The 18,574-nt window shown below is 47.2% G+C and carries 13 protein-coding genes and 1 tRNA gene; 8 read left to right on the top strand and 6 right to left on the bottom strand.

The genetic code is table 11. The annotated features are described in order from the left end of the window. Positions 1–2 precede the first annotated feature (2 nt). Entirely contained in the window at positions 3–3,320 is a 3,318-nt protein-coding gene (locus DPO_RS21325) for an autotransporter domain-containing protein (RefSeq protein WP_152427780.1), read from the top strand. A 15-nt stretch (positions 3,321–3,335) separates the two neighbouring features. Continuing rightward, the gene (locus tag DPO_RS21320) at positions 3,336–4,604 is read left to right on the top strand and encodes a C45 family autoproteolytic acyltransferase/hydolase (RefSeq protein ID WP_006968450.1); all 1,269 of its coding nucleotides are present in this window, start codon (positions 3,336–3,338) and stop codon (positions 4,602–4,604) included. Here the strand turns inward: DPO_RS21320 and DPO_RS21315 are convergent. After that, a complete protein-coding gene (locus DPO_RS21315) occupies positions 4,562–5,578 on the bottom strand; it encodes a PA2778 family cysteine peptidase (protein ID WP_006968449.1) in 1,017 nt (338 codons plus the stop codon). The two genes, DPO_RS21320 and DPO_RS21315, sit on opposite strands and share 43 nt — an antisense overlap. A gap of 9 nt (positions 5,579–5,587) precedes the next feature. Further along, positions 5,588–5,968 (bottom strand): PA2779 family protein, encoded by a 381-nt coding sequence (locus tag DPO_RS21310; RefSeq protein ID WP_006968448.1) that lies wholly within the window; start codon positions 5,966–5,968, stop codon positions 5,588–5,590. A gap of 213 nt (positions 5,969–6,181) precedes the next feature. On the opposite strand from DPO_RS21310, the gene DPO_RS21305 reads away from it, so the two are divergent. Then, a tRNA-Thr gene (locus tag DPO_RS21305) sits at positions 6,182–6,257 on the top strand. A gap of 93 nt (positions 6,258–6,350) precedes the next feature. Here DPO_RS21305 and DPO_RS24830 read toward each other — a convergent pair. Continuing rightward, positions 6,351–6,716, bottom strand: coding sequence for a hypothetical protein (locus DPO_RS24830; protein ID WP_152427777.1), 366 nt, complete (start codon positions 6,714–6,716; stop codon positions 6,351–6,353). A gap of 30 nt (positions 6,717–6,746) precedes the next feature. On the opposite strand from DPO_RS24830, the gene DPO_RS21295 reads away from it, so the two are divergent. Further along, a complete protein-coding gene (locus DPO_RS21295) occupies positions 6,747–7,865 on the top strand; it encodes an efflux RND transporter periplasmic adaptor subunit (RefSeq protein ID WP_006968446.1) in 1,119 nt (372 codons plus the stop codon). A 3-nt stretch (positions 7,866–7,868) separates the two neighbouring features. Next, positions 7,869–11,003, top strand: a complete 3,135-nt coding sequence (locus tag DPO_RS21290) for an efflux RND transporter permease subunit (protein ID WP_006968445.1) — start codon at positions 7,869–7,871, stop codon at positions 11,001–11,003. 56 nt (positions 11,004–11,059) lie between these two features. Here DPO_RS21290 and DPO_RS21285 read toward each other — a convergent pair whose 3' ends face one another. Further along, entirely contained in the window at positions 11,060–11,299 is a 240-nt protein-coding gene (locus DPO_RS21285) for a hypothetical protein (protein ID WP_006968444.1), read from the bottom strand. 354 nt (positions 11,300–11,653) lie between these two features. Beyond that, positions 11,654–12,187 (bottom strand): hypothetical protein, encoded by a 534-nt coding sequence (locus DPO_RS26265; RefSeq protein WP_006968443.1) that lies wholly within the window; start codon positions 12,185–12,187, stop codon positions 11,654–11,656. A gap of 539 nt (positions 12,188–12,726) precedes the next feature. Between DPO_RS26265 and DPO_RS21275 the strand changes: the two genes are divergently transcribed. From DPO_RS21275 to DPO_RS21255, 3 genes are all read left to right on the top strand, one after another. Beyond that, positions 12,727–13,908, top strand: a complete 1,182-nt coding sequence (locus DPO_RS21275) for an MBL fold hydrolase (RefSeq protein WP_006968442.1) — start codon at positions 12,727–12,729, stop codon at positions 13,906–13,908. 200 nt (positions 13,909–14,108) lie between these two features. After that, positions 14,109–15,589 (top strand): ISNCY family transposase gene (locus DPO_RS21265; protein WP_456072980.1). Its coding sequence is split into 2 segments (ribosomal slippage): positions 14,109–14,555 and positions 14,558–15,589, totalling 1,479 coding nucleotides; the frame shifts between segments, so codons are not numbered across the junction. Between the two features lie 850 nt (positions 15,590–16,439). Beyond that, a complete protein-coding gene (locus tag DPO_RS21255; RefSeq protein ID WP_006968441.1) occupies positions 16,440–17,924 on the top strand; it encodes a tetratricopeptide repeat protein in 1,485 nt (494 codons plus the stop codon). Positions 17,925–17,994: 70 nt separating this feature from the next. On the opposite strand, the gene DPO_RS25585 is transcribed toward DPO_RS21255, so the two are convergent. Further along, on the bottom strand, positions 17,995–18,168 hold the full coding sequence (locus DPO_RS25585; protein ID WP_006968440.1) for a hypothetical protein: 174 nt from the start codon (positions 18,166–18,168) through the stop codon (positions 17,995–17,997). Positions 18,169–18,574 lie beyond the last annotated feature (406 nt).

Genomic DNA, 18,574 nt, shown 5'->3' with positions numbered 1-18,574 from the left:
GCATGGACCCATTGCCGACCCGGTTCGACCTCCGTGATATTGACAAAAAAGCCTACATCGGGCCCGTTAAAAACCAAAATCCTTTTGGCACCTGTTACTCCTTTGGCGCCAATGCGGCTGCAGAAAGCACATACAACCGGGCCATGGGACTGTACAATGACCAGGCGGTCTCTTTTTCAGAATCATTTATTATCTGGAGCCTGGGACAAAAATATGATGGATTCCCGGGGGGCAATTACGGGGCAGGAGCTGATTATGCATATGATGAACTCCAGGGACTGGTGGATTATGGCGTGGTTCCTGCCCATGTGTTTCCCTACACACCCGAATTGATGAACCTGTACAATGATGACGAAAATCTGACACTCAATTATCACTGGGATGTCCCCAGAGTCCAGTTCTCAGGCTGGCACCGACTGCCGGCCAATGATATTGAGACCTTTAAACGGGCGATTATGACTTTCGGTGCATTGGATGTTGCCGTTCTTGCACAGGAGGACTTCAGCTTTTATGAAGGGGGGATATTCTCCGATGACCTGACAGAAGCAAGTTTTCCTCTGGAATTCTATTCACCCACCAATCATGCGGTTTCACTGGTTGGCTGGGATGATGATGAACAGGTCTGGATTTTACGCAATTCCTGGGGACCCGGCTGGGGGGAAGACGGCTACATGCGCATCAGTTACCATTCAGCCAGGGTCGCACTTGAAGGAACCTATCTGCGGTATGGGGACTGGGAAGGCGTTGACCATGATATCATCAACACAACAGGCATTACCGCCGATTTGCAGTATTCCGGAGTGCAGCCGGTGGCCCGGGGACTGTATGAATGGGGTGGCAATCACGCATCCATGGTCAATGAATCAACCATTGATGCGACCATCAGCGTAGATGAAGGCAACCCTTATGTCCACGGCATGTTTTTATGGGCCGGCCGTGACAGCCTGATTGAAAACCACGGATCCATCACTGCGGCATCCCGTTCGGAAAATGACCAGTCAACGGCGTACGGCATTGTTCTGCAGGGTCATAAAGTTCTCAACACCGGCAGTATTCAGGTCGAAGCGGAAGCGATGGAGAACGATCGGGCCACGGCATACGGGATCCGGATGTTTGGTTTTGATGATACGGCGGTGCTGACCAATGAAGGCAACGTGGTTTCCGAAGCCCCCACACCCAATGGCTGGGCATATGGGTTGTTCGGTTCCGGTCTTTCAAAACTGATCAACAACGGACAGGTGACCGCCAAAGGAAATGGCATGGGGGCGGGTGTCATGACCTATGATGACACAACCGTTCAAAATACGGGTGTAATCGAATCACATGCAGAAGATGGATCCTCTTTCGGCGTATTTCAATATGGTGGCCGGCTGACCAACTCCGCTTCCGGTAAAATTGTTGCAACATCCAATCAGGGAGAATCCACGGGAATCGGTGGTGGAATGTTTGACTATTTCATAAATGCAGGAACCATTACCAGCCAGAGTTCCCAGGGATTTGCCCGGGGTATTTTTGTTTCAGACAGTAAGTTCATCATGAACTCCGGCCTGATAGATGTCAATGCTTCTGGAATGGAATCTGAATCATATGGCGTTTTGATTGAGGGCGAGACCCGATTCGAGAACACGGGAACCATTCGCGCCAACGCCACAAACACCGCGTTTGGTGCCGCCATTCAAAACCGGGGAACCCTGATCAATCATCCCGGTGCGACAATTTCCGCCTCAAGTTCCGGTGGCGACGCCTTTGCCATCAGTCTCGACCATGCCATTGCCATCAACAACGGCATGGTTACCGGAGATACGCTGCTGGATAATGACAGCCTGCTGATGGGTAACGGGATTCATACGGGTGATCTTTTGAGCAATTTCAGTCAGGTAACACCGGGTAACTCCATCGGCACCCTGACAGTTACAGGCGACTACCATCAGGGCGCCGGATCGACGCTGGCCATTGAGGTGGACCAGAGCGCGTCGGACATACTTCATGTTTCCGGTACCGCTTTTCTGGACGGCACGCTGCACATTATTCCCATAGGCTATGTATCGGACAGCAGCCACACCTTTTTGAATGCCGCCGGTATTTCCGGCGCATTCACCACGATTTCCTCCCCGGCAGTATTTGATATCGACATCTCTGACAATGCTTTGGGGCTGGGTTTTGACTTGAACCGCAACAGCTATACGTCTCTGGTCTCAAATCCTGCCCATGCGGATATGGCCGATATTCTCGACCACACCCGCCCTTCAGCTTCCAATGATATCGCCGATATCCTGAATCTTCTGGACACCATGGACATGAACGGCCTGGACCGGGCCATGGGAAACATTTATCCTGCCATGCATGGCGCTGCGGGCTATGCCGTCCTGGGCAACATCCAGAGAAACAACCGGCATCTGCAACGGCAGATGGATTTGACAGATGCCTTTCGCTTCACCGATCCAGACCCGGACGCCGATCCGGAATCCGATGACGGGCAGACATGGAGATCCTGGGCAACAGCCACGGGTTCTGAAACCCGCCATCATTCCCACGGGGCAGTCCCGGGATTCAGGGAAAAAACGGGGGGACTGATGGTGGGTGCGGATCACAAACCCACAGACAAAAAAACATTCGGAGGCGCCATCGCTGTATCATACCAGAACCTGGATGGTAAAATGAACATCGGCCAATCAACCATTGAATCATACCAGGGTTTCCTTTACAGTCAATGGACGGAAACCCAAGAAGGACAGGGCGCTTACGTGAATACCGGACTGGGTGCCGGGATTGTCGAAATCGATACCGACCGAACCATTCATTTCCTGAACCGAACCGCAACCAGTGACCATACCGCCCAGACAGGCGCGTTGTTCATGGGAACGGGATATGGTTTCAAATATGCCGACTGGCTGGTTCGTCCCGGCTTTGACATGAATTACGCCTTTATGCATGAAGATTCCTTCACAGAATCAGGGGCTGACAGCATGACTCTGGATGTGGACTCCCGCACGTCCTATTCTCTGCAATCCCATATCGGTTTGAACCTGTCCAGAAAACTCACCTTTGAAACCGGTGAACTGATTCCCGAATTTCGAATCGGGTGGATTCATGAATTCTTTCCTGATCCTAAAAATTTCAACGCCCGTTTTCATGACACCCCGTATTCATTTGAAGCTCCCGGCCGGGACATGCCAAAAAATTCAGGACTCGTTGGCGCTTCGCTCAAGACTCGGTTTTCAAGGGTTCTGTTCGGTGCCTTTGATTATGACTATTATTTCATGGAAGCCAACCAGGGATCTGCACATAAATTCAATATCCAGATTCAGTATCATTTTTAGCCAGGCATAATTATTATGAAAATAAAAACAGTCTCTATCATTTTACTATGCATTCTGTCATTTCCTGTCACCATATGGACTTTTCCTTCAAAAGGTGGATTGCCCCAGTCCCACATGGTCATTTATGACACCATCATACAAAATGAACAACATTTGAAATACCCTCTCAAATTTGTGGATTCTTTTGAGGACGGCACTGGATATTTATCACCCAACGGCATCTATCCGGTACTCAATCTTTTTGGGGACTGGCGTTCGATGGGCCGTCAGTATGGATACCTATTACAGCACCAGCTACGGAAATTTCATGATGAAATTTCTGCGGATGTGATGGCCAGAGGAATCGCATATCAAGATCAAGTTGAATTTGCCACCTTGGTTTCCATGGTTTATGGATCGGAAATCCATCAGCTTATGGATGGTATAGCAGATACTTCGGGGTTGAGCAGACAGGAAGTACTTGTTTTAAATGCCGGCATGATGCTGCTCACAGGTGCGGTTCTGGCAGATGATCCCCCGGCTGCTTGCAGCGGGATTGCCGCATGGGGAGAAAATACTTCTGACGATATGCTGGTGTTTGGCAGAAACTGGGATATCAATCGTGAAGCCATGACCCATTATATGAAATACTTAGGTGTTGTGGTATTCCATCCTTTGAACGGTCTTGCCCTGGCCAATATCCATCCAGTAGGAAACCTGTATCTTGAAACGGGAATGAATGAAACCGGTCTTTTTCTGGAACTGAACAACGGGGAACAGTCAAACAATGGATATGATCCCGGGGCCGAAGATACCGCTTCCGTTCTTCTTAGAGTGCTTGCTTCCAGTCGCACCATCAATGAAGCGTTTATAATGCTGAAAAAAACACCGGCAGATTTGTCTTACATCATTCAGCTTGCCGACCCATACCGGTCTGTATCCATGGAAAGAGCCACATTTGGTTGCCGGCTCAGAGAAGGAAAATACCCTGGACTCCTTGCCACATATAACAGTTTTGTTCCGCCATATCCACAGGAATGGGAAGCCTTGATAAATCCCCCGCCGCCTGTTTCCCAGGACCCAAGACTGGCCAATCTCAGAAATCTGGGGAATTCACCTGAATACAAAGGCCGGTTCAATTTAGACAACCTGAAAAAATTAATGGATATTTCTGTCAAAGATGGAGGTGCCGTTCATGGTGGGACAGTTTATCAGGTCATTGCCATCCCGGAAACAAAAGCCATATGGTTGCGGGGCCTTGATTATTCGGATTGGGAAAAAGTGGCACTTTCTTCTCTTTTTTGAAAATCCTTGAGTCCGTTCGAAGGTTCAGCGGTTTTTTCCGGCAACGCCTGCGCAATCTCCTGCCGGGTGTGTTTGATTGTTTCCAGAAGTGGAGACCGGGTCTGTTCCGCAATGTGGACTGCGGTTTGAATCACCGCCAAAGCCTGAGCAAGGTCACCCTGCAGGACCAGGGCTTCGGCAAGGTTGTTGGCCGCAGCCACATGATCCGGATCCGCTGCCAGCAGGGTCCGGTAAAGGGACTCGGCCCGGGCCGGCCGGTTTAGTTCCAGATGATTGTTGGCCCAAGCGAACAGAACCATGGAATTGTCAGGCCATGCCGCCTGTGCGGCCCGGTATGCTGCTGTGGCGGCAACGGCATTTTCATTCCCGGCGGACTCAAACGCAGCCACCGCCGTCATATAGGCCAAAGGATCCACCGTTTGCGGCAGATCACCGGGACTCAAGGCGATCAGGCCCCATGACCCGGCACGCTGCCAGGTCCGGTTGAAATCCGCCGCCGACATCTCCACCCTTTCTTTGGTGCCGGAACGTAACACCACCCGGTCCGGGGGCAGCACGCCGATCACCACGGCATAGTGGTAGATCGGCCACCGTTCAAATCCTAGGTTCTGCAGTACCAGCACCGGGTGCCCGGATTGAATCTCAGCTGTGAGCCCGGTCAGGCCGGCAGATATCGGATAGGCAATCCGCCCCCATTGCCGGCACGCGGCAGCCAGTTCCATCTGAAGACTTCCCTGTCGCTTTGGCAGATAAACGGCCGGAACCAGATCCTCCGGATGAACCGCAACCCCGGAAGCCCCCAGCAGCATGGCCAGGGCCGCCGGGCCGCACTGGTATTTTTCCTGGGCAAAAAAGGGCGTGGCCGTCAACTCCACGCCCTGGGCAGGCCACACAAGCCGGACATCATTTCTGCCGGCGCATCCGGTCCCGAAAATCAGCACCAGGACAGCCAGAAAATAACATGTCCGGATCATACGGCCCGGTTACATTCGGTTAAAAACATTGGTGACACCCACCAGTTCAAGGACGATCAATACCACCAGCACAATGCCCAGCACGGCCAGCACCCCGGAACCGGCCGGCAGTTCATCAATGCGGTTCTGAAGCTGGGACACCTCCTGATCGGTCAATGCCGCGATGCGGTTGGCCGCATCATCCGGGTTCACACCCAAAGCCGCCATTTTTTCCCTCACATCTTCCCGGGCCATCAACGATGCCAGTTCCCCCCGGGCCGCATCCGCCTCCTGGCTCAGGTATACGTTGGTGTCGATCATTTTGGCATCTATAGCCGGAACCACCGCGCTGGTGATCACAAAGATGCCGGTCAAAAGAAAAATACAGGTCTTGGTAAGCAGACGGATCATGATTGTTTCCTCCATGCAAATGGTTGATAGTTGAATCAAAGGTAGTATGTTTCCCCTGCATCGTCAAGAGTTATGGGCTGAAACACTCTGCCAGGAAACCCTGTAAATGGAATCCCATGGGCAGCGGCATGTTGAGTCCCAAGATGAGGCTACCGTTTATTTTGCTTGAAAATATCCCAATGCCCTGATATAAAGGGCAGGATTCAAAAAAAAGCCGGCGTAACTCAGGTGGTAGAGTAGCTGATTCGTAATCAGCAAGTCAGCAGTTCGAGTCTGCTCGCCGGCTCCATTAATATCGAATGTTCCCAGCTTTTTTGTTGGATTTTTCTTTTAATTTGCCCTCATTTACTGAGTTTTCATTCTTTTTTCTTTGTGTGATCAATCAGTGTTTCTTTCTCTTTTTTATCAGATTTATCAAAATTAATAACAAAAAAAAACTGGTGGGAAAGGCCAGAACCCAGATCAGCCGCAGCAGCCAGACAAGAAATTCGGCATCGTCCATGGATGTGACAAACCGGGGTGCCGGGATCACCATGGATGCGACAAATCCGATGATAAGCAGCCGGGGAAGCCAGTATGTGATTTTGGGCCACATGACACCGATTATAGCGCCTGAAATTTTTTTTTGTAAAGCCCGGGCGGATTTCGATAAAAAATCGATCGTAACTGCCGGGTGGTTCAAAAAAACCGGGATGAATTTCAGGTTGACACGCATCTGGCGGATCTTTATAGTGCGGAAACTGAACATGTATTCCGATAAAAAAAAGCGATGGTTCCCATGACTCAGAAACGGCTGATCAAACATCTGTTGTATTGTTTTATGATTTCACCCCTGTTTTTCCCCAGCACGGTATTTGCCCAACAACCGCCTGCGCCCCAGGTGCGCGTGATGACCATCGAGGAACAGAACGTGGTGCCGGCTGACGAATATGTGGGCCATGTGGAAGCGATCCAGACCGTGGAACTGCGGGCCCGGGTGGAAGGGTTTCTGGAAGAGGTGAGCTTCACGGAAGGAGATTATGTCCAGGAAGGTCAGGTCCTGTACCGCATTGAACCGGATGGGTATAACGCCCGGGTGGCCATGGAAAAGGCCCGGGTGGCCCAGGCTGAAGCAGAACTGGCCCGGGCACAAAGTCACTTGAAACGGATGCAAACAGTGAACCCCCAAAGCATTTCCGCCCTGGACCTGGACAATGCCGTGGCCGCCGAGCTGGCAGCCACGGCCAACCTGGCCGCGGCCCGGGCCACCCTGGAAAACAGTGAACTGAACCTGGCCTACACCACCATTTCCGCGCCCATCGCAGGCCGCATCGGCCGCACCGAATATACCCGGGGAAACCTGGTCAATCCGGCGTCCGGCGTTTTGGCCACCATCGTCCAGACCCATCCCGTCCGGGTGGCCTATGCCATCAGCGAAAATGATTTCAATGCCGTGAAAAAAGCGCTCCGGGAAATGGATACGCCCGGAGAAAAACAGCTCTCCCCCCGGTTGATTCTGCCGGGAAATGAACTGTTTCCGGAAACAGGCCAGGTGGTTTTTGTGGACAACCGGGTGGACACGGCCACCGGCACCATCACGGTGCGTGCAAGGTTTGACAATGCCGACCGCCTGCTTTTGCCGGGCCAGTATGTCACGGTCCAGGTCCGGGCCGCAGACCCGAAACTGATGCCGGTGGTACCCCAGTCCGCCGTGCTGGTGAATCAGGAGGGCCGGTATGTGTTGACCGTCAAGGACGGGATCGCCACCCCACAACCCATTGTCACGGGCACTGCCCTGGACCGGATGTGGGCCGTGGAATCCGGACTTGAGGCCGGGGATCGGATCATTGTCAGCGGAATTCAGAAAGTGCAGCCCGGCCAGCCGGTCACGGTGCTGCCGGCGGATTCGGAGAACTGATCCATGATTTCCAATGTGTTTATCCACCGGCCCCGTCTCGCCGGGGTGGTTTCCATCGTCATCACCCTGGCGGGATTTCTGGCACTCATGAATATTCCCGTGGCCCAGTACCCCCAGATCACCCCGCCGGTCATCCGGGTGTCTGCGTTTTATCCCGGGGCCAATGCCGAAGTGCTGGCCAAAACCGTGGCCGCGCCACTTGAAAAAGAGATCAACGGGGTCTCCAACATGCTGTATATGTCCTCATCCTGCTCGGACACCGGCAGTTATTCCATGCAGGTCACCTTTGAAGTGGGCAGTGATCCGGACATCAATCAGGTGAACCTGCAGAACCGCATCCAGCTGGCCACCCCCAAACTGCCGGTGGAAGTCGTGGACCAGGGCATCAGTGTGCGCAAGCGCTCCACCGACATGATGGCGGCCATTAGTTTTTATTCACCCGACAAGACGCGGGATCTGCTGTTTTTAAGCAATTATCTCAGTTCACAGGTCAAGGATACGCTGATCCGGATCAACGGGGTCAGCGATGCCATGATTTTCGGGGAAAAAGAATACAGCCTGCGCATCTGGATGAACCCGAAACGGATGACGGCCCTGGGGCTGACATCCAGTGACATCATTGCTGCCATTCGCACCCAGAATGTCCAGGCATCCCTGGGAACCGTGGGCATGGAACCTCTGGAACACAAACAGCCGGTCCAGTTTTCCCTACGGGCCAAAGGCCGGCTCACCGATGCCCGGGAATTCGAACAGATCATCGTGCAGACCAATGACCGGGGCGGGCTGGTGCGGCTCCGGGATGTGGCCCGGGTTGAGCTGGCGGCCCGGTCCTATGACACCGAGTCCATCCTCAACGGGAACCCGGCCAATACCCTGGCCGTTTACCGGGATTCAGACTCCAATGCCCTGGAAACCATGGAGGCGGTTCGCAAAGAACTTGAAAAACTGAAACCCGGTATGCCGGACGATGTGGCCTATGAGATCATCCTGGACACCACCCGGTACGTATCCGCTGCCATTGATGAGATCATATTCACCCTGGCCCTGGTCACGTTGCTGGTGGTGGCGGTGATTTTCGTGTTTCTCCAGGACTGGCGGGCCACACTGATTCCATCCGTGGCCATCCCCGTATCCCTCATCGGCACGTTCGCCATTCTCATGGCTTTGGGATTCAATGCCAACACCATCACCCTGTTCGCTTTGATCATGGCCATCGGCCTGGTGGTGGACGATGCCATTGTGGTGGTGGAAAACGTGCACCGGGTCATGCATGAGGAAAATCTGGACGCACCGGCTGCCACGAAAAAAGCCATGTCCCAGGTGGTGGGCCCGATTATCTCCACCACCCTGGTGCTGTTTTCCGTGTTTGTGCCCGTGGGATTCATGCCCGGGATCACCGGCGAACTCTATCGCCAGTTCGCCGTCACCATGTGCAGTGCCGTGCTGTTGTCCGCCACCTGTGCCCTGACCCTGAGTCCGGCGTTGTGCGCCACGTTTCTGACCCGGCACCGCGTGGCGGCAAAAGGCCCGTATGCCTGGTTCAACCGCCTGGTGGATGCCAGCAGAAAGGGATATGTGACCGGTTCCGGCTGGATGATCCGATGGCTGATCATTCCGGTGCTGCTGTTTGCCGCCGTGATCACGGGCATGACTTTTCTGTTCATTCACACCCCCACCAGTTTTCTTCCCCAGGAAGACCAGGGCTATTTTCTGATGAATGTCCAGCTGCCCCAGGCCGCATCCCTGTCCCGCACCGCCGCAGTGATGGATCAAATTACAGGCGAGATACGACAACTGGACGGTGTGGAAAACATGATCGGTGTGTCCGGATTCAGCCTGCTCAGCGGCAATGCCGCCAATGTGGGATTTTCCCTGGCAATTCTCAAACCCTGGGATGAACGCCGGGAACCCCACCAGCAGCTGGCTGCCATTGTCAGACAGGCCCAGGCCCGACTGGCCGCCATTCCGGATGCCAATGCCTTCGCGTTTGCACCGCCGCCCATCTCCGGTCTGGGTGCCAGCGCCGGATTTTCGTTTCAGCTTTTGGCCAAACAGGGCCAGGACCCCAAGGAACTGTTCGGCATGGCTTTGGGGCTGATGATGGCTGCCAACCAGGATCCGGTCCTGGAGGGGGTATTTACCACCTATACGGCCGATACCCCCCAGATATTCGTGGATGTGGACCGGACCCGGGCCCAGTATCTCAATGTCCCCGTATCCCGTATTTTCTCCACGCTCCAGGCCCATCTGGGATCTGCATATGTCAATGACTTCAATCTCGGGGGCCGGACCTATCAGGTCAAAATCCAGGCGGATGCCCTTTTCCGGGATACCATGGAAGATATCCAGGACCTGTATGTGCGCAGCAATGACGGCAAAATGATCCCGCTGACCAGCCTGGTGGCCCTGCGAACCGTACTGGGTCCCCAGCTCATCAAGCGGTACAACCAATACACCAGTGCGGATTTCAACGGGGATCCGGCTCCGGGATTTTCCTCGGGCCAGGCCATGGATGCCATGGAAAAAGTGGCGGCCGATGTGCTGGCCCCGGGGTTTGATTATGAATGGTCGGCCTTGTCCTATCAGGAAAAAACCACGGGAAACGAGGTGGTTTGGCTGTTTGCCCTGGCCCTGGTATTTGCCTATCTGTTTTTAGTGGCCCAGTATGAGAGCTGGAACCTGCCCTTGTCCATTGTTTTCACCATACCGGTGGGGACTCTGGGTGCCTTGTCCGGCCTGTGGCTGCTGAATCTGCCCCTGTCCATCTATGCCCAGATCGGTCTGGTACTCCTGGTGGGACTGGCCGCCAAAAACGCGATCCTGATTGTTGAATTTGCCAGAAACCAGCGGCTGGAAGGGCTGTCCATTGCCGATGCGGCCGTGGCCGGCGGGGCCATCCGGTTTCGGCCGGTCCTCATGACCTCACTGACCTTTATCTTCGGCCTGGTGCCCATGCTCATCGCCACGGGGGCCGGGGCCGGCAGCCGCCGGGCCATCGGTACGGCCGTGTTTTCCGGCATGTGCGTGGCCACTTTTTTCGGCATTTTCCTGATCCCGGCCCTGTACTATATTTTCCAGACCATCAGCGAAAAAGGCCGGACCCGGCGGGAAAGAAAAAAGACACAAAACGATCACTGAGATTTTAATGCCAGACACAGGAAGATAGGATTCTCCGATTGTTTTTTTAAATCGTTCTAACCGTTGCGACAACCATTTTGGATCCCGGCGGGATATCCCCACTCAGCCATCTGAAAATCGTTGTTCAGAATCACAAAGCCCCAAAAAGTATCTTTTCCATCAAATTCTATGACATACCAATCGCAATTGCCGATGAAAAAATGAAGATAGATGGGCTTGTCTTTCAAGGGGATGTGTTCGATCTTATACAACCTTGGGATGCTTGCTAATTGTTCTTTTGTCGGCATATTCCACATGATTTTTCTCCTTTATATTATAGCTGGATTTTCAGCCGTTTAAGTGCTGGATAAGGCGGGATGCCTCAACACGAGTAAGGTCATCCAGAACCTTGCTGAATTGCTCTTTAATCAATCTGTTCAAACTGTCTGTGGTAAATCCTTTGATGCCTGAACACGGGTGATACAGTCCTTTTGACGAGGTGTGATGGGTTTTTCACTTGAAAGTGTGCCAGAACCATTTCCCCCTCCTGGTAAATTGTTAAAATTACAATCTCCCATTCTGGTTAGAGTGTGTTGATGGGTCTTCCGGAAAACACCTGAAAGCCTGTTATTTTAATGGTTGCATCTACCATTGCCGATTTGGCAGCCATTTTAAGGCTTGAATTGAGATTCCAGTTGTCCTGGCGTATGTTGCCGGGCTCCAATTCCTTCCCCAATTATTTTGCCATTCTGGGCTTTGAGTTCGCACTTCAGCACGATAGTGGTGATTTCCTGACGATGCAGACAAGCCAATTTATACTGAAACAGATTCGGGTAGTAGACGAAGAGCCCGAGGGCACTTAGAATCATCTCTGCCCCTGGCTTATATAAGGTCATCATGGAAAAGTGGGAAAAATCAGAACACAGCTGCGGCATTCCGGCTTTGGCATAGGGACACTGTTGATTTCCATGAATGTGGCCGTAATGGATGTCTGGCTCTAAGGTTTTCTTTATCCACTGGATAAGGGCCTGGTGGTTCTCCTGCCGGCGCTTCAGGTTTCTCTCGAACGTGGCTGTCGGGATGTCCAGGGGTGATGATGGAAAGGTTGAAATTGTCCCGGATAAACCTTGATCTTCGTCAAACGGGGCTTTCGGGGGCTGGGAATAGCTTTTCAATGTTTTTGTGTCTTTAATGGGCTTAAGCATGGATGCCTCCTTTGCTTGGGTTAAAATGAAAGAACTCACAGGGAAAGGCAGGTCCATGGATTGGTAACGGGTTTGATATCTGTGATCAGTGAGGGGGGAGGGGTAAATCTGAAAAGGTCGTAAACCTGTTGAATGGAAATGGTGGAAATTGTGTATTGGTTCAGAACAATGTGCTGATGAAACTTACAGGATGGGGAGTGCCCCTATAATGAAATTAAAAATGTTAAATCTCTAATAAATATGGGGGGGGGCTGGAGGAGGCGATAAATCTGGGTTTTTGAACCTACCATGACAACGATGCCAATTGGACCCCGGAAAAGTGGTTCAGGTTTTTTTGTCTATGAACCACACAAAAAGCCAAAAATTTGGTTGAATGAATGGCTTGATTGATATTTTAACATTAGGGGTTTTTACCTATAAGGAATAAGGGTTTCTTCTGATTGACAATATTCTGGATAATTGATAAGGAAAAATGGATGGACCGACCTCCCCTTTGTCAAGATAGTTCGTTTTTTTGAGCATCTAAGAGGTTAAAAAATATGATCAGAAAATTTTACATAGATTCAAAGCAAAAAAAGGGGCATATTAATTACCAAATCTTCAATACACCATATGGTGGGCCACGAGGAAGAGCAATTTCTGCCTTAAATCAAACAGATTTGGAACCAATTGGACATATAAACTATTTCTACTTTTTGAAAAATAATTTCAAAAAACATATTCATGCAATTGAATGGGTAAGGTTTCACAGATTCAAAGAAGGTAAATATAATTATTCTGTTGCGATAATGAATATTAAACCTTTTGTTAACGCACGCCATGAGCTTTTTGAATATAGAGAATTAATCACGAAAAAAACGGGTTGGTATCCTTTAATAATGGGAAGTAAAGCTCGTATATATCTGCCCAAAATTGATAGAAGAGCTACAGATAGAAATAAAGCTATTATTAAATCAATTGATCTAAAAAATATCAACTCAATAGAAAAAATGCAAGATTCGGGAACATGCCTCAAGGTTAACTTTGAAAACGGAAATTTAATTCTTGATGTTGGGTTTAATTGTCATTCTTGTGTTAATGAAAAAACAAAGATGATATTCATATCTCATTTCCATCAGGACCACTCAGGTGGTCTCATTGATATTCTGAGGAATCATTCGATACCTATAATTTGTTCTCTTCCGACTTATAATTCACTATGGCATATTATAAATATAACTCAAAGAGATAAATCGGAAAAGAACAAAATTCTCAACCGACTGATGGAAAATTCAATCATTATAAATTCAAATGAATTATTAAAAACGAAAAATGGTTTAGAATTTTACTTCATACAAACTTACCATTGCCCTGGCTCTATTGGCTTAAAAATTGATGACACTAACAATCAGTCAATTTTGTATCTAAGTGATATTTGCTTAAACAATGGCTTTCTTGACTATTCAGAAACATTGAAGAAAACACTTTTAAAAAGAAAAGCCAAATCAAATAATATTCATGTCATATTAGATTCAACTTTCATAAAAAAGGAATATGAAAATATCCCATACTCTCAAACGCCTGGAGAAGTTTTAGATATTGTCAAACCAGGACGCGAAATTCCAAATGTTTGGTTCGTTTCAAAGCAGGTTGAAACATTGATATATCTATTTCTATACTTTTTCAAAGAAACTCGAAAAGTATATGGATATCCAAAAAAAATCTTTTTAGATAGTGTCTGACCGAAAACTCAGAACGCCACGTTTTTCAAGGGGATGACGGCTAAAACTTATTTGAAATTTTTACTTATAATTGAATTGCTTGTTGATTTTTACTGATTTCTGTGTTAATATAACCTATTAATAATTAACGAGATTTTAACAAACGAGAGAAATCGAAAGCAATTCAAATTTCAACACCCAAACAAAACTTCGAGGTTGTTTTGCGTAAAATTTTTGAACCACAAATGACATTCGGGCAGACCCCTATCGACCAAATCAAACTTGACATGAGGGCCAGGGATGAAATTCCCAAGCTGCTTTTGGGGCTCCAGCATATCTATTGCGATCAAGATCTGCGAGAAAAAGTTTTTGCCATCCTCAAAAATGTGATTCCGGAAGACACTGACTCCAGAAATGGACGTCCGGGAATGGACCTGTGGAAAATCCTTGTGATGGGCACCATCCGGCTCAATTGCAATTGGGATTACGATAAGCTCCAGGAGATGGTGAACAACCACAGAACATTAAGGCAGATGCTGGGACATGGTATGATGGACGATGACATCACCTATCCGCTTCAGACCCTGAAAGATAATGTCAGGCTTCTGACACCTGACGTTCTTGATAAAATCAACACCCTGGTTGTACAAGTAGGTCATAAACTTCTGATGAAAAAAAAACTTCGGACGATGAGACATTGATGGGACGGTGTGACTCATTCGTTGTTGAAACCGATGTTCATTTTCCCACAGACATCAACCTGCTTTTTGATGCAGTCCGAAAAATGATTCAAATTGCCGCTATTATCAGCCAGGGCATTGGAACGAGTATGTGGCGGCAATCAGCATATAATATCAAAAAATTTAAACGGCTATATCGGATAGTTCAGCGATTGAAACATTCCACATCCAAGGATGAAAAGAAAAAGGCCAAAAAAGCTCGGCAGATTATGGATGCCCACAAAGCGTATATCGAGCTTGCTGAAAAATACATTTTAAAGGCGAAATCGACCATTGAAATGATGGAGTCATCCGATATTATTAATGCGGTCCGAGCCCAAGAGTTGCAAACATATATCAATTTCGCGCTTTGGCAAATTGATCTCATAAAACGCCGGGTGTTACAGGATGAAAAAATCCCGCATAGAGACAAGATTTTTTCAATTTTCGAACCTCACACGGAATGGATTTCAAAAGGCAAAGCCGGTGTTCCCCAGGAATTGGGACTGCGGGTATGCATCCTGGAAGACCAGTATGGGTTTATCCTGCACCACCGGGTGATGGAGAAAGAAACCGATGATAAGGTGGCAGTTGCAATGGTAAGATCGGCACAAAACAAATTTTCTGGCCTCAAGGGATGCAGTTTTGATAAAGGATTTTATACCCCTGGTAACAAAATGGACCTGAAAAAAACATTGAATATTTTGGTGCTCCCGAAAAAAGGCAGATGCAACAAGGCTGAATGTGAAGAAGAAACAGCAAAGGATTTTATTCGTTTTAAAAGAAAACATTCAGCGGTTGAATCGGCTATAAACGGGTTGGAAAATCATGGTCTGGACAGATGCCCGGATCATGGTATTCAAGGATTTAAAAGATACGTGGGCCTGTCTGTTCTGGCAAGAAACCTCCAGATCATGGGGCATAATATACAACAAAAAGGATTGAAACAGCTGCAACGGTTTGAACAGCGCAAAGCCGCTTAAAAACAGGCCATTGCATCAAAAACAGCACGTCAAACACTACAGGTGTGCCCGAAAAATGGGAAAGTCGTCAAAAAACGACTATCATGAAAGCACTTTCCCCGGTTTGTGATAGCAGGAGGACCAACAATTGAAAATTTTGTCAGGCATGTGCCCCGGAAAATCTCAAAATCGGGGTTTCCGGCCAGCCACTAGATAATAAGCTGGTTTCGATATTACAATCTATATGGTCACCATATGCACAAAAAATCGTAGAGGAAATCGACCCTTTTCTAAGAAACGAATATTTACCCGAAAAAACGAACTTTATTGAAAGCCATAGAATTTATCCTTTAAGAGATATCATTCTCAAAAACATGCCAGCAAATGAAAAAGTAATAGGGTTTTATAGCGAACAACATTTTAAAAGGCAATTTGATAGTTTGAGCAATAGTGACCGGATTAGGATATTTGAAAACAGTAAATTTTACCTAATAGGTGAAGCAGCTTCTTTTAATGATTTAAGACAGAAGATATTTAGCCTCAATCCAATTAGTTTTGAGAAACTTGCTTCTGCTGACTGGCTATTTCATTCTAACCAGAATAGCATTGAGGAATTAATTCGATGGTCCTTTGAGTTTGATAATATATCATTCATTTTGTTTCACAATAGCATAAACAAGTTGAATCGATTTATAAACGAAAATCGTTTTCGTCACAAAGGAAAGGTGAAGTGCTTTGAAGAACCAATTGTAAACTTATCAAATCAATAACAAGCAGCCAACAGCGCTCAACCGGACCGCAGGAGCTTACGCTTCGCTCCAGCCCTTGCAGCCGGCTAGTTTTGCGTTAGGCAATGAATTCTGGAGGATGAATGAAACTCTACATAAATGAACTGGCACCTTGGGAAAGGAAGAATGAATATTTTCACCATATCCAGCTAGGAAAGGATGTTGAATCACAAACCACCATTTTACATGATGCCATAAACAACCAAACTCAAGCGCAACTAGCTTCCGCTAGTGCAATTATTGCCAGCAAAGAGAGGATTGCTGATGACATAGGGGAGCTATCCCTTGGTATTGATCGCATAGAGCAAGGTATTGAGAGTCTGAAAGCATCCTTTGAATGGGGAATTTCAGAAGTTGTCTGGCAATTAGAGCAAAATAGAAAGGTGTTGAAGAGTATTTTAGAAGTTCTCATGACTCCTCTTGACACACAAGCAAGAGAACGTCGAAAACGTGCTGAAAATGCATATTCAAATGGTTGGATTGATGATGCTGAAGAGGAATTCCTTGAGTCTGAGAAGCTTAATAGGTACGATTTTGCAATCCATCTCAGCTTGGGAATGATCTATTTATTTCATAAAATTGATAAAAATAAGGCTTTAGAATATTTAGAAAAAGCTATAAAATACGCCAGACCGGAGTCAGATTATTACACAAGCTATACTTTGTTGTATAAGGCATTAATTATGCGTGATTTCGGGAAATTGGAAGAAGCTGAGAAATGTACGAATGAGGCCATAAAAATTTCTCCTAATATTAGTGAAGCTTTCTACCAAAATGCACAATACAATGCCCTGCTAAACAGACCTGAAAAAGCTATTAAAATGCTTGAAATCGCAATTACAAATGATGTTAATTATTGTGAAAAATGTCATAATGATCCAACATTTGATAATATCAGGAGTAATGTTTTTGGACTTTTTAAACAATTGAGGAAACGTGAAGGTGATGAAGCACAATCCAAATATTCCAAAATAACTCAAAGATACAAAAAGCTTAATAATACTGTAGACTCTTTGAGAAAAGAATTTGATATTAAACCATTAAATAAAGAAGTGCTTTCATTATTTCATCGCACTAAAAAACTTATTGATAGAAATAGCTATAGAGATTATTTAGAAGCAAATAGTTTATTAGATGAAGCGAAGGATAAAGTCCAAAAACTTCATAATGATACTCTAAAAAATATTGACTATAAAATATCATCCTTAGAATCAAAAATTTCACGAATTAAATCATCGCATAATGATCATTATCGTGAGTCCGAAGGCACGCTTGTCAAGATTTGGTTCATTGCTATTCCGCTTGGGATTATTCTTGGTTTAAGAGGATGCTTTTCAGAATTAGAAAAAGATTATGGGACTGGAAGCGGTATATTGGCCGGGATAGGAGCTTTGTTTTCCATTCCTTTTAAAATATTATTATTCACACTTATTTTATATCTTGTTTTTAAGTTTATTCTTAAAACAAACAAGAAAAACCAACCAGAGGAAATAAATAGTCTTAAAGAAGAAATAATGATACTTCGGGAAAAATCAGACTTGGTTAAATTCTATCGAAAAACAGACTGAGATTGTATCCTATCAAGCCCAATAACCAAATTAACCACTGAAAATTTTGGTCAAAAAAAACTTAGGGTTTTTAGCGTTCTCGTTCCATTTTTCGCTGCCAGTGTTTTTTAGCAAAGTCCATAGTCTTTGCATATTTAGAATCTAATTCTTCAATTTTTTTATCGATTTTTTCTAAAAAATCCTTGGTTTCTTTATTTGTTTCATTAAGTTCTTTTAAGTCATTTTTTAAATCATTTATGTCCATTATAATTATCCTTGAGATCCCTTAAAATCTTTATGTCAGTATTCAATATTAATTGGATAAAAAAATGCTTTTTGTCAAGAGAAAAAAAACTGTCTTGGTTGTTGGCTGGATTGAAAAATCAACATATAGTGGACCCCAATGTCAAGACAGTTTTTCATTTAATTTAAGCGTCATTTTCTAATTTCCGCCAGTGTTCATGATGTTGTGCGACAGTTAAGTTTCCGGCTTTTTTCAGCGTTTAGCGGAAGTGGAAGCCAGGTCCCGAGAATGGCGGCAATCAAGTATTGCTCGGATGCGGGCGACATCATCCTCAATGCGATAGTACACTGCATAAGGGAATCTTTTGGAAAGGAGGCGATAATAACCGTTGTGGATGGTATGGATGCCTCCATGTAGTCGCAATGAA

Origin of the sequence: Desulfotignum phosphitoxidans DSM 13687 (assembly GCF_000350545.1) — a bacterium.
GTDB classification, from domain to species: Bacteria; Desulfobacterota; Desulfobacteria; order Desulfobacterales; family Desulfobacteraceae; genus Desulfotignum; species Desulfotignum phosphitoxidans.
The sequence above is the reverse complement of the archived record's forward strand: the minus strand, read 5'-3'. Positions and strand labels throughout refer to the sequence as shown.

Excerpts from the sequence above, each read along its gene's own strand:
- DPO_RS21325 (WP_152427780.1), top strand. The coding sequence starts at position 3 with ATGGACCCATTGCCGACCCGGTTCGACCTCCGTGATATTGACAAAAAA.
- DPO_RS21320 (WP_006968450.1), top strand. The coding sequence starts at position 3,336 with ATGAAAATAAAAACAGTCTCTATCATTTTACTATGCATTCTGTCATTT.
- DPO_RS21315 (WP_006968449.1), bottom strand. The coding sequence starts at position 5,578 with ATGATCCGGACATGTTATTTTCTGGCTGTCCTGGTGCTGATTTTCGGG.
- DPO_RS21310 (WP_006968448.1), bottom strand. The coding sequence starts at position 5,968 with ATGATCCGTCTGCTTACCAAGACCTGTATTTTTCTTTTGACCGGCATC.
- DPO_RS24830 (WP_152427777.1), bottom strand. The coding sequence starts at position 6,716 with ATGTTCAGTTTCCGCACTATAAAGATCCGCCAGATGCGTGTCAACCTG.
- DPO_RS21295 (WP_006968446.1), top strand. The coding sequence starts at position 6,747 with ATGACTCAGAAACGGCTGATCAAACATCTGTTGTATTGTTTTATGATT.
- DPO_RS21290 (WP_006968445.1), top strand. The coding sequence starts at position 7,869 with ATGATTTCCAATGTGTTTATCCACCGGCCCCGTCTCGCCGGGGTGGTT.
- DPO_RS21285 (WP_006968444.1), bottom strand. The coding sequence starts at position 11,299 with ATGTGGAATATGCCGACAAAAGAACAATTAGCAAGCATCCCAAGGTTG.
- DPO_RS26265 (WP_006968443.1), bottom strand. The coding sequence starts at position 12,187 with ATGCTTAAGCCCATTAAAGACACAAAAACATTGAAAAGCTATTCCCAG.
- DPO_RS21275 (WP_006968442.1), top strand. The coding sequence starts at position 12,727 with ATGATCAGAAAATTTTACATAGATTCAAAGCAAAAAAAGGGGCATATT.
- DPO_RS21255 (WP_006968441.1), top strand. The coding sequence starts at position 16,440 with ATGAAACTCTACATAAATGAACTGGCACCTTGGGAAAGGAAGAATGAA.
- DPO_RS25585 (WP_006968440.1), bottom strand. The coding sequence starts at position 18,168 with ATGGACATAAATGATTTAAAAAATGACTTAAAAGAACTTAATGAAACA.